The sequence below is a fragment of the Bifidobacterium aerophilum genome, from assembly GCF_010667685.1.
Lineage (GTDB): Bacteria > Actinomycetota > Actinomycetes > Actinomycetales > Bifidobacteriaceae > Bifidobacterium > Bifidobacterium aerophilum.
Genome location: NZ_WHZW01000019.1, coordinates 33770 through 45645, shown reverse-complemented (window position 1 = coordinate 45645; position 11876 = coordinate 33770). Strand labels below are relative to the sequence as shown.

The following is an 11876-nucleotide window of genomic DNA, read 5'->3' as shown; positions in this document are numbered from 1 at the left end:
GCGTCAGTCCACGAACTCGTTGGTGGAGATGTCGCCCATCTGCGGCGCCTTGTCCAGCGTCTTGCCGTCCTTGTCGGTGAACACCTTGTTCTCCTGCAGGAAGTCGAGGTACTCCTGGCCGTCCTGCTCGTTGAACGTGCCGTCGACCTTCTTCGGGTCCTTGGTGGACCAGATGTTCTGTTCGGTGATCATCTTCATCGACGCCTTGACCAGCTTCTCGTCGAGCTTGGCCTCCTTGGCCTGCTCGACGAGGATGTCGGAGGCCTTGTCCGGGTTGGCGAGCGCGTAGTCGTAGCCCTTCTTGGTGGCGGCGATGAACTTCTTGAGGTTCTCCTTGTTGCTGCCTTCGTTCAGCCACGACTTCTTGACGTGGAAGCCGATCTGGTCCGGGTTGCCGGGCACGCCCCAGTCGGAGGCGACGAAGCAGTTGAGCGCCGGGCCGTTGAGCTCGCTTTCCACGCCTTCCCAAGTGGCGTAGAAGCCGCCGAAGTCGCCCTTGCCGCTGGTGAGCGTGTTGAACGTGTTCGTGCCGGCCGTGGCGCGCTTGATTTCGGGGTTGCCGCCGGCGGTCTTGATCATCTGCAGGATGTTCGCGTCCTGTTCGGCCGAGCCGAAGCTCACGAACGTCTTGCCGGAGAAGTCCTTCGGGGTCTTGATGTCGGTGCGGCTGGCGAGCGAGCACCAGCGGGCGATCGGCTTCTGCACGAGGTCGAAGACGGCTTCGAGGTCGGCGCCCTGCGCGTTGTAGGAGGCGATGTTGGTCAGGCCGCCGAAGCCGACGTTCGCGACGCCGTTCTCGACGCTGGTCTCGGCGCCGGCCTGCGCGGTCGGCAGGATCTTCACGTTGATGCCGGCGTCCTTGTAGTAGCCGAGCTTTTCGGCCACGTACAGGCCGATGTGGTTCGTGTTCGGCGTCCAGTCGAGCATGAACGAAATGGTCGGCGTCGAGGCCGAGCCGTTGTCGGAGGCGTCGTTCGAGCTGCCGCACGCCGCCATCGTGAATCCGAGCGCCGTGGCCGCGGCCGCAGCCACGATCGAACGCATGCCCTTCTTGATCTCAATCCTCATCTTTGTCACCTTGCCTTTCGCGCGGTATCCCGCGCATTCGTTGCGGCCTGGCGCGCGCCGCGGGAAGGTGAGGAGCCCGCGCGAAACATCAGACCGCCGTTCCGTCGATGCCGTGCCTGACCATTCGCTTCCCTTGTCGGGAGTGCCGTCACGGAGTGACTGGGGGAATGGTCGGAAGGGATGACTCTGATCCGATCCGTCAAGTCACGTCGGTGTCGCGCGACATGAAAACGACGCGCGAACATGACGATGCCTGTGGTGGTGTGCGGAACTTGTTCCATATGATGCCGGCGCGATTGCTGCCACCAATCGCGCGAACGCCCCCAGTATAGGTGATGCGCCTGATCAGGTGGGGCCAAGTGAAATGTTAGTGAACTCACATTGTTCGTTATTGTGCGGTTCTGATGCATATGGTACGATTGAATCGTTTCATGAAGGTGCAGTGATGCATCTAAAACGGTTTAGTCAGCAATGGCGTGACGCTCAAGGAGGTGCCCAATGAACCAGCTCGAACGCGATACCCGCGATGACGAATCGCAGGATTGGACCGCACTGTTCGCCGGTCTGTCCGCCTGATCGAACGACGTACGCAGACGTGCGGCGAGACGTGGGGCATGACTTCCCGATCGGGGAGGTATGCCCCACGTCGTAACGGAAGGTCGCCGCGAAGGTGCGGCCCTCGTCCCGGTGCGGTCCACGTCCCGCTTGCGCGGCAGAATAAGGGATTATGACTGAAGCTGAAACCAATTCCGCAACCACCGAAAACACGAAGGACGGCAAGCCCGCCCTGCCGAAGGACGTGCGCGTGCGCTTCTGCCCGTCGCCGACCGGCACCCCGCACGTCGGCATGGTCCGCACCGCCCTGTTCAACTGGGCCGAGGCCCGCGCCACCGGCGGCAAGCTGATCTTCCGCATCGAGGACACCGACGCCGCCCGCGATTCCGAGGAAAGCTACAACCAGATCCTCGAAGCCCTGCGCTGGCTCGGCATCGACTGGGACGAGGGCATCGACGTCGGCGGCCCCCACGGCCCGTACCGCCAGTCCGAGCGCGGCGACATCTACAAGGACGTGGCCGCCAAGCTGCTTGAGGCCGGCTACGCGTACGAGTCCTTCTCCACGCCCGAGGAGATCGAGGCGCGCAACATCGCCGCCGGTCGTCCGAAGGAGTTTGGCTACGACGGCTACGACCGCAACCTGACCGAAGAGCAGAAGGCCGCGTTCCGCGCCGAGGGCCGCAAGCCCGCGCTGCGCCTGCGCATGCCCGACGAGGACATCGCGTTCGACGACCTGATCCGCGGCACCATCGAGTTCAAGGCCGGTTCCGTGCCGGACTACGTGATCGTGCGCCCGAACGGCGATCCGCTGTACACGCTCACCAACCCGGTCGACGACGCGATGATGGACATCAACGTCGTGCTGCGCGGCGAGGACCTTCTGAGCTCCACCCCGCGTCAGATCGTGCTCTACCGTTACCTCGAGGAGCTCGGCATCGCCAAGACCACCCCGCTGTTCGGCCACATGCCGTACGTGATGGGCCAGGGCAACAAGAAGCTTTCCAAGCGCGACCCGGAGTCCAACCTGTTCAACCACCGCGACGCCGGCTTCATCCGCGAGGGTCTGCTCAACTACCTCGCGCTGCTCGGCTGGTCGATCGCGCCGGACCGCGACGTGTTCTCGATGGAGGAGATGATTGAGAAGTTCGACGTGCGCGACGTCAAGGCCAACCCGGCCCGCTTCGATCTCGACAAGGCCATCTCGATCAACGCCGAGCACATCCGCATGCTCTCCGCCGATGATTTCCTGCGTCGTTCCGTGCCGTACCTGCACCGTGACGGCGTGGTGTCCGCCGCGTCCTGGGATGAGCTGACCGACCGCGAGCGCGCGATCCTGACCGCCGCCGCGCCGCTCGTGCAGCCGCGCGTGCGTCTGCTCGGCGAGGTCGCCGGCATGGTCGGCTCGCTGCTGTCGACCGAGGGCTACATCGAGCCGGCGGATGACGCGAAGAAGCAGCTCAAGGATTCCTCCGCGGCCGTGCTCGATCTGGCGATCGCGGCGCTCGAAGGCGTGTCCGAGGCCGATTGGAAGACCGACAACTTGCACGAGACGCTGAACAAGGCGCTCGTGGAGGACGGCGGCTACAAGCCGCGCCTGGCGTTCGGTCCGGTGCGCGTGGCCATGTCCGGCCGCCGCGTCTCCCCGCCGCTGTTCGAGTCGATGGAGATCGTCGGCAAGGATATCTCCTTGGCCCGTCTCAAGGGCCTGCGCGAGCACCTGTGATCGGCTGATCATTCTCTCGTCGCGTGAGTGCATGGGCGTCCGTTCCGTGGAACGGGCGCCTTTTTGGTTACGTCCGTCAGCTGTCCTATGCATGGCGAGAGTCGGTGAATCGTGTTCTGTCAACCGATGAATCACAATGTGACACGCCGTGCTTGACGTCGGTGAACCATTCCCGTATATTGGTCGTTCGTTGCGTGGTTCGCTACGTAGCGCACAACTTAAGCCCCCATCGTCTAGCGGTCTAGGACTACGCCCTCTCACGGCGCCAACACCGGTTCAAATCCGGTTGGGGGTACGGATCGCAAGGCCTCGGGTTCGCCCGGGGCCTTTGTCGTTTGGCGAACTTGGCCCCCTCGGTCGGGGATTCCCGAGTCGGTCGGCGCGTTCGCGTCCCGGAAATTCTTGGTCCCCTCGGCTGAGGGGCTCCCGGCAAAGCCGGGTGGGGGAGCGTCAAACCCGAAGGCCGTTTGTGACGATGATCGTGTGATGCATACGGCCATGCCGGCATCATGGGATATGCGAGGCCGCGCTTTCTTCCGCTGCGCAATCCAACAGGAATCCATAAAACCATTGGAAAATAACGCGACACGCCGTAAGTTGCGCAATGCATGGGATCCGCGTATATTAATCACTCGTTGCGCGGTTCGCTGCACAACCGGTTGAAAAACTGAATATGCCCCCATCGTCTAGCGGTCTAGGACTACGCCCTCTCACGGCGCCAACACCGGTTCAAATCCGGTTGGGGGTACGACGACTAGCTCTTCGGAGTTGGTACGCCAGCCAAATTGGGATGTGGTGTAATTGGCAACACAGCTGATTCTGGTTCAGCCATTCTTGGTTCGAGTCCAGGCATCCCAGCCAATGAGCCCTCGCTTCGTGCGAGGGTTTTTTGTTTTCCCGGGTACCGAACCAATGTGGCGTTCGGGCCTTTCGTTTGACTCCTCCGTCTGGCGCAACTATCTCGGAAACCATCCCATTGTTCCGAAAATGGTTGCACTGGCGTCGTCCTGGCGCAACTATCTCGGGAAAAGAGCGGTTGTGTCCGGAAATAGTTGCACTGACGGTATCCCAGCGCAACTCATTTCGGAGATGTGGGATGATTTCCGGAAATAGTTGCGCCGAGCCCGCGGTACCTAGCGTGCGGAATACTGGGAGCCATGACATATGTGAATGAAGGGCAGTCCGGAACCATCCCCGATGATGAATTCGAGTCGGGCAACGGCTCGGCTGACATGGCGGATGCGTCGGACACGTTGCTGAATGCCGGCGGACGCGAATCCGCGGCGGTCGCAGCGTCCGACAGCGTGATCACGATCCCGCGTGGCACCGTCGTGCTCGCCGCCACCCCGATCGGCAACGTCGGCGACGCGTCGGCCCGCCTGCGGGCGCTGCTCGCCGATGCCGACATCGTCGCCGCCGAGGACACGCGCCGCCTGTACGATCTGGCGAACCGTCTCGGCGTGCATGTGAACGGCACCGTCATCGCGTATCACGATCACAACGAGCGCAACAAGGCCGACGGCCTGCTTGACCGTGTCGAAACCGGTGCGACCGTGCTCGTCGTTTCCGACGCCGGCATGCCGACGATCAACGATCCGGGACTGGCGATCGTGCGCCGCGCGATCGAACGCGGCCTGCCGGTCACCTGCGCGCCCGGCCCGTCCGCCGTACTGGACGCACTCGCGCTGTCCGGCCTGCCGACCGACCGGTTCTGCTACGAGGGATTCCTGCCGCGCAAGCACTCCGAGCGTGTCCAGCATCTGCGCATGCTGCAATCCGAACGTCGCACGATCGTGTTCTATGAGACGCCGCACCGCATCGCCGAATCGATGGACGACCTGCTCGACGGGTTCGGTCCGAATCGCCCGATGGCATTGTGCCGTGAGCTGACCAAGGATTACGAGGAGATCCGCCGCGGCACGATCGCCGAAATCCGTCAGGGCGTGATCGACGAGCCGCCGCGCGGCGAGATCGTGCTTGTGATCGGCGGCGCGTCCGACGAGGAGGCTGCGGCGGCCGCGCCTTCCACGCTGAGCATCGAGGAACTGGCCGTGCTGGCGATCGACCGTGCCCTCGATGACGGCCTGCGCATCAAGGATGCGATCGCGCAGGTCGCGCAGGAGCATCCGCTGCCGGACGGATCACTGCCCAACCGCAAGCAGATCTACACCGCGGTACTGGCGATCAAGTCCTGAACGGGCCGCTCACCCGTCGAGCAGTACGGTCAGCGCGTCCCTGACGCCCGGTCCGCCGGCCTGCGCCACATATTCGAGCAACGCCGCGTCGGCCTTCGGATTGGCCACAAGCCAGCGGCGCAACTCCGGCGCATGACGGGCGATATGCCAGAGCACATCCGTATCGGTGTCGGGATCGCAGGCCAGCAGCGGCGTGAGCTTGATCGGCGGCTGCGGCGGACGCAATGACTGCGCGGGCTGACCTGACGGTTGTGCATGACCCGTCCGCAGACCCGTCCGTGCGGCGTCGAGCGCGCCCAGTCGTCGCCATGACGGCGACCTGCCGTGCCGTCGCATGGTCCGGGATCCGGACAGACGGAACAGGCGTCTCGCCGCATCGCCGACCGTCCCGCCGCGATGCCGTGCGCGTCGTCGGACAATGGTCATGGCTCGTTCATTCCTTCGAACATGGCGCGTGCGGTCGAGGCGCGAGGCCAGAACGGATTGAGGTTGAGAATGTCGAGGCAGTCGGCCGGCGTCACCTGATATTCGGCCATCAATTCGGCGATCATCCGGCCGATCGATTCGTTGCCGTCCTGCGTTTCGGGCAGCAACGCCAGATCGCAGACCGTGCGTACCGGCGTGGTCACGCGCGTGTCCCCTACGCGGATGAGATGTTCGGGTGGACTTTTGCGGTTGAACACGCGAATCGAACGTTCATGGACGGACGCCCGGTAATGCGAGCGCGAGATCACGTCGACGGTGCCGGGGAACGTGCCGCCGAGCCACAGCCATGCCGCGGTCGTCGCGCAGACGGTGGCGTTGCGCGGCACCATGCCGGTGAGGATCGTCGAGCGTCCGTACAGCGTGTCCGCGTGCGCCGCACGGTACCCGCTGACGTTGTCGAGCCGCCGCAGCGTGCCGTACCCGGCGAGCGAGTTGAGACTGAGTGGTCCGGGCAGATCCCTGTCGTTGAGCAGCGGCTTGTCGGCCGGGCGCAGGGTATTCGCAAGCCCGGTGGCGGTGGACGCGCCGCGTCTGCGTGCGGCGGCGAAGTTCGACAGGTCGGGATCGCCCAGATCGTAGGGTGATGCGTCGGTTTCGTCGCCACCCGGCGGGCGTGGTCCGGTGAGGATGGCGGACGTGGTGCGGGCCGTATCGTCGGTTCCGTTGCCGCCGTCCGTCGCGTTTCGTGTAGGTAATTCGATGGTCATGCCTTGACCTTAACGGTCGCCGACCGGCCGCGCCACCGGCCCGCATCCGATTGTGGATAATTCGCGTGCATCTTCCGATAATGTGGATAACGCGGTGGACGGCCGGCCGTGACCTCCCGCCCGAGCCCGCGCTGTCCCCGCTGAGCCCGATAATTTGGCCTTATGAGTCATATTCTGGTGAATGTTGCATGGCCGTACGCGAACGGCCCCCGTCATATCGGCCACGTCGCCGGCTTTGGTGTGCCGTCCGACGTCTACGCGCGCTACGAGCGCATGAAGGGCAACGACGTCCTGATGGTGTCCGGCACCGACGAACACGGCACCCCGATCCTCGTCGAAGCCGAGAAGGAAGGCGTGACCGCGCAGGAACTGGCCAACCGCTACAACCGCGTGATCGCCAAGGATCTGTGCGATCTCGGCCTGAGCTACGACCTGTTCACCCGCACCACCACCGGCAACCATGAGCACGTCGTGCAGGAACTGTTCAAGCAGTGCCTCAAGAACGGTTACATCTACAAGGGCACGCAGAAGGTCGCTATCTCGCCGTCCACCGGCCGCACCCTGCCCGACCGCTACATCGAGGGCGAGTGCCCGATCTGCCACGCCGAGGGCGCGCGCGGCGACCAGTGCGACGCCTGCGGCAACGAGCTCGACCCGGACGAGCTCATCAACCCCGTCTCCAAAATCAACGGCGAAACCCCGCGCTTCGAGGAGACCGAACACTACTTCCTCGACCTGCCGGCGCTCGCCGACGCGAACCTCGCGTGGCTCAAGACCCGTACCGGCTGGCGCACCAACGTCATCAACTTCTCGATCGGCCTGTTCAAGGAGGTCAAGCCGCGCGCGATCACGCGCGACATCGACTGGGGCATCCCGGTTCCGGTCGCCGGCTGGATCGACAACCCGAACAAGAAGCTGTACGTGTGGTTCGACGCGGTGATCGGCTACCTGTCGGCGTCGATCGAATGGGCCCGCCGCAAGGGCGACCCGGAGGCGTGGCGCGCATGGTGGAACGACCCGGCGTCCCCGGCCTACTACTTCATGGGCAAGGACAACATCACGTTCCACTCGCAGATCTGGCCGTCCGAGATGCTCGGCTACAACGGCCAAGGCTCCAAGGGCGGCGAGACCGGCGAATACGGCCCGCTCAACATGCCCGAGCAGGTCGTGGCCTCCGAGTTCATGACGATGGAAGGCAAGAAGTTCTCCTCCTCGCGCGGCATCGTCATCTACGTCAAGGACATCCTCGCCCGCTACCCCGTGGACGCGGTGCGCTACTACATCTCCGTGGCCGGCCCGGAATCCTCCGACTCCGACTTCACCTGGGCCGAGTTCGTGCGTCACAACAACGAGGAGCTCGCATCGAGCTGGGGCAATCTGGTCAACCGCGTCGCGAACCTCATCAACAAGAACTTCGGTGAGATCCCGGCCATCGACGAAGCGTCCCTGACCGACGAGGACCGTGCGCTGCTCGACGAGACGAACGCCGCGTTCGCGACCGTCGGCGGCCTGATCGAGCACCATCGCCAGAAGGGCGCGCTCAACGAGGCCATGAAGATCGTCGGCGACATCAACAAGTACATCTCCGCCACCGAGCCGTGGAAGATCAAGGACAACCCGGCGCGCCTGGGCACCGTGCTGCATGTAGCCGCGCAGGCCGTGTCCGACGCGAACCACCTGCTCGCGCCGTTCCTGCCGCACTCCGCGCAGAAGGTGTGGGAGGCGCTCGGCGGCACCGGCACCTTCTCGCCGCTGCCGCGCATCGAGGAGGTCGAGGATCTCGACAAGCCGGGCTTCACGTACCCGATCATCACCGGCGACTACAAGCTCGGCGAGACCGTGCACCCGTGGAAGCGCGAGGAGATCGTGCCGGGTACTCCGGTGGCCAAGCCGACGCCGATCTTCGCGAAGATCCCGCAGGAGGCCGTGGCCGAGGAGCTCGCCCGCTTCGACGCCGAGCTGGCCGCGCGCAAGGAGGCCGAGGCGAAGCGCCTTGCCGCCGCCAAGGCCGAACTCAACAAGTAAGCGGCCCGACGGCCTTCGACGGCTGATCGATGACAACGCCCGTACCCTGCGGTACGGGCGTTGTCATCGCGCATGCGGGATTCCGGCGCCTTGTATGGCGCCGCGTGCCGCGATCGGCGCGGCGCATTGCACAAACCCGTCACACGGTTCTCAGGGTTTTGTGAGGAACACGCATCGTTCCTCACAGCAACGGGCGGTTATATAGGTCATGTCAACGGTTACGGCCGATGGCGAGGTTCCGTGAGAACCCCATAACTGAACCCTTCTTCTCTCTTCTCTCTCGCCCGGCGGCTCCCACCGCCGGGTTTCTTCTTTTCCGGGCGGTTTTTCGTATCTTGGACGGCCGTACCCGTCACTGGATCCGGCGCATCACGCTGATGCTCAACGCCGGTATCGTCCACAGATCATGGTCGTACCGTCCGTCAGCGGTCGGCGCATCGGCCGGACCGTCATCGGTGTCGGACGTATGCTCCGCCACGTCGGCCGTGTCGTCGCCGACCTCGGACGGTACCGCATCGGTCGCCATGCCGGACGTCGAGTCGGTCGGGACTGCCGGCTCGGTTGATTCGGCAGAATCGAGAGAACCGGTCTCGTGTTCGGGCCCGTTCGTCGGCGCGCTAGCCGGACCGACGCTCGTCTTGTGCGCGTCGGTCGCGTCGGCGAGCGCCGCCTCACGCGGCAGATCCAGTTTCTCCTGCCGTTTCAGTTCGGCCTGCACAAGCTCGACCAGCTCGTGGATCGGATCCTGCTCGTCCACCGACACGGTCCAGTTCGTATCGGGGTAGTCGCGCGGGTTGAGCCGTTCGGTGAACAGGCCCTGCCCGGGCCGCACGCCGCACACCACGCTGGAGCTCCACTCGCACCGCCATTCGCAGTCCGACGGCAGACGGAACCGCTGATCACGGTCCACGCCGTTGATCACGATGAGGATGTCCGCCTCGTTGGCCGACAGCAGCCGCATCGCGAACGACCGCACGCTGGTGTCGAACCAGTCTTTCTCCATCGGCGTCGTGCCGTCCGTCAAATACCATTGCACGCGGCTCGACGGCTTGAACAGACCCAGCTGCGTGAGCCTGGTGAAGAACTCCTCGTGATGGTACAGGTCGAGCGACTTGCGGATGGCGATCAGCCGCGACACCGTCTCCAGACGCCGCATCTCCGGCGTCTTCTTCGTCTGGTACAGCCAGTCCCAGTTCAGCCAGGTGATGTCGTTGTCCTGCGAGTAGGCGTTGTTGTTGCCGTCCTGCGTGTTGCGGAACTCGTCGCCGGCGAGCATCATCGGCGTGCCGAGCGACAGCATGAGCGTGCCGAGCATGTTCATCGCCGCGCGTTCGCGGTTGCGCTCGATCGCCGGTTCGCGGGTCGGCCCCTCCACGCCGAAGTTCACGGAATGGTTCATGTTCGAACCATCCATGTTGTTCTCGCCGTTGGCCTCGTTGTGCTTGCTCACGTAGCGCGTCAGATCGGTGAGCGTGAAGCCGTCGTGGCAGGCCACGTAGTTGATCGAGGCGACGCATCCGCGGCCCGGGTCCGTGGCGAACAGGTCGGCGGATCCGCACAGGCGCGTCGCCATCTCCTGCATGCCGACGCTGCCGTCGGAGTCGGGCTGCGTGTCGGTCAGCCAGAATCTGCGCACCGTGTCGCGGAACCGGTCGTTCCACTCGCTGAACGGCATGCCGAAACCGCCGGTACGCCAGCCTTGCGGTCCCAGATCCCACGGTTCCATGATGAGCTTGAGATTGCCGAGCAGCAGATCGGAACGCAGCGCGTACAGGAACGGGTGATGCTTGGTGAAGTCGCCGTCGAGACGCGCGAGCGATGCGGCCAGGTCGAAGCGGAACCCGTCGATGCCGATGCGTTTGGCCCAGTATCGCAGCGAATCGACCGCGAACGTCACGACGTGCGTGTTCGTGAAATCGAACGTGTTTCCGCAGCCGGTCGTGTCCTCCAGCCGTCCGACGTTGTTCTTCTGCCGGCGGTAGTACGAGATCGCGTCGAGGCCGCGCCAGCAGACGGTCGGTCCTTCCACGCCGCCCTCGCAGGTGTGGTTGTAGACCACATCCATGATGACCTCGAAGCCGGCCTCGTGCATGGCGTTGACCATGGCGATGACCTCGTCGCGCACGCCGCCCGCGCCCTTCGCGCGTGCCGCCGCGGTCGCGTACGACGGTTCGGGGGAGAAGTAGCCGAGCGTCGAATAGCCCCAGTAGTTCGGCCGTCCGTGCTCCTGGAGGAACAGCTCGTCCTGCTTGGCCTGGATCGGCAGCAGTTCGATGGACGTGACGCCGAGCCCCTGCAGATACGCCAGCGTGATCGGATGCGCGAGTCCGGCGTACGTGCCGCGCAGTTCGGGAGGCAGCCACGGCGCGTTCTTCGTGAATCCCTTGACGTGCAGCTCGTACAGCACGGTCTTGCTCCACGGCACATGCGGGTGCACGGGGTCGCCGTCATGCTTGGTGACGTCGCGGTCGTCGATCGCCACCGACAGCGGCACCTTGCCGAGCGCGTCCACCGTGCTCATCGCGCCGAACGCGGATCCGCGCACCTTGCGGTCCGGACCGATCTCGCACTGGTAGGAGAACGCCGCCGGGTCGAGCTCCATCTTCCCGTCGATGCCTTTGCCGTACGGGTCGAGCAGCAGCTTGTACGGGTTGAACCGCAGGCCATGCTTCGGATCCCACGCGCCGTCGACGCGGTAGGCGTAGCGCATGCCGTCCCATGCCTTGGGCAGATGCACGTACCACAGGCCGTAGTTCGGTCCTTCCATGCGGAACAGCGTCTCGCGCACGTACATCGATTCGATGATGCGCGTGCACACCTCGTGCTCGTGGATCTCGTTGATGAACGGCGTGCTGGAATCCTCGAAGATGCGGATCGCGCCGTTGAAGAATTTGGTCGGCTGGTCGACGGGCTCGTAGACGCACAGCCACACCTGATCGGCGGTTTCGGAGCGGACGACGGCGTCGGCGCCACCGTCCTCGGTGAAGTACAGGCCCGGCCTCGTCGCATAGCGGTGCGGTATCGCATACCGCTGGGGTATCGCGTTCTTCATACACTCATTGTAGACGTGTCGGCTTACGGCGGTTCGGGGCGGGGCGCGGGGCGTGCGGGGAACGC

Annotated in this window: 7 protein-coding genes and 3 tRNA genes; 6 read left to right on the top strand and 4 right to left on the bottom strand. The window is 64.5% G+C overall.

Translation table 11 applies throughout. From position 1 onward, the window contains the following. Window positions 1-3 precede the first annotated feature (3 nt). Entirely contained in the window at window positions 4-1062 is a 1059-nt protein-coding gene (locus GFD25_RS09325; RefSeq protein ID WP_420837553.1) for an ABC transporter substrate-binding protein, read from the bottom strand. Window positions 1063-1795: 733 nt separating this feature from the next. Here GFD25_RS09325 and gltX point away from each other — a divergent pair. From gltX to rsmI, 5 genes are all read left to right on the top strand, one after another. Further along, a complete protein-coding gene (gene gltX, locus GFD25_RS09320) occupies window positions 1796-3346 on the top strand; it encodes a glutamate--tRNA ligase (RefSeq protein ID WP_163232148.1) in 1551 nt (516 codons plus the stop codon). A 222-nt stretch (window positions 3347-3568) separates the two neighbouring features. After that, window positions 3569-3641: transfer RNA gene (locus tag GFD25_RS09315), tRNA-Glu, on the top strand. Between the two features lie 380 nt (window positions 3642-4021). Continuing rightward, window positions 4022-4094: transfer RNA gene (locus GFD25_RS09310), tRNA-Glu, on the top strand. 38 nt (window positions 4095-4132) lie between these two features. Further along, a tRNA-Gln gene (locus GFD25_RS09305) sits at window positions 4133-4207 on the top strand. A gap of 371 nt (window positions 4208-4578) precedes the next feature. Next, window positions 4579-5541, top strand: coding sequence for a 16S rRNA (cytidine(1402)-2'-O)-methyltransferase (gene rsmI, locus GFD25_RS09300; RefSeq protein ID WP_239512523.1), 963 nt, complete (start codon window positions 4579-4581; stop codon window positions 5539-5541). A gap of 9 nt (window positions 5542-5550) precedes the next feature. Here rsmI and GFD25_RS12295 read toward each other — a convergent pair whose 3' ends face one another. Both GFD25_RS12295 and GFD25_RS09290 read right to left on the bottom strand, forming a co-directional pair. Then, the gene (locus GFD25_RS12295) at window positions 5551-5967 is read right to left on the bottom strand and encodes a variant leucine-rich repeat-containing protein (RefSeq protein WP_239512518.1); all 417 of its coding nucleotides are present in this window, start codon (window positions 5965-5967) and stop codon (window positions 5551-5553) included. After that, window positions 5964-6734 (bottom strand): hypothetical protein, encoded by a 771-nt coding sequence (locus GFD25_RS09290; RefSeq protein WP_163232144.1) that lies wholly within the window; start codon window positions 6732-6734, stop codon window positions 5964-5966. The genes GFD25_RS12295 and GFD25_RS09290 overlap by 4 nt, the downstream gene beginning before the upstream one ends. A 162-nt stretch (window positions 6735-6896) precedes the next feature. Between GFD25_RS09290 and metG the strand changes: the two genes are divergently transcribed. Then, complete coding sequence (metG, locus tag GFD25_RS09285; protein ID WP_163232142.1) at window positions 6897-8759, top strand: methionine--tRNA ligase; 1863 nt, start codon at window positions 6897-6899, stop codon at window positions 8757-8759. A gap of 352 nt (window positions 8760-9111) precedes the next feature. On the opposite strand, the gene glgX is transcribed toward metG, so the two are convergent. Next, window positions 9112-11811, bottom strand: a complete 2700-nt coding sequence (gene glgX, locus GFD25_RS09280; protein ID WP_163232140.1) for a glycogen debranching protein GlgX — start codon at window positions 11809-11811, stop codon at window positions 9112-9114. Window positions 11812-11876: the final 65 nt, after the last annotated feature.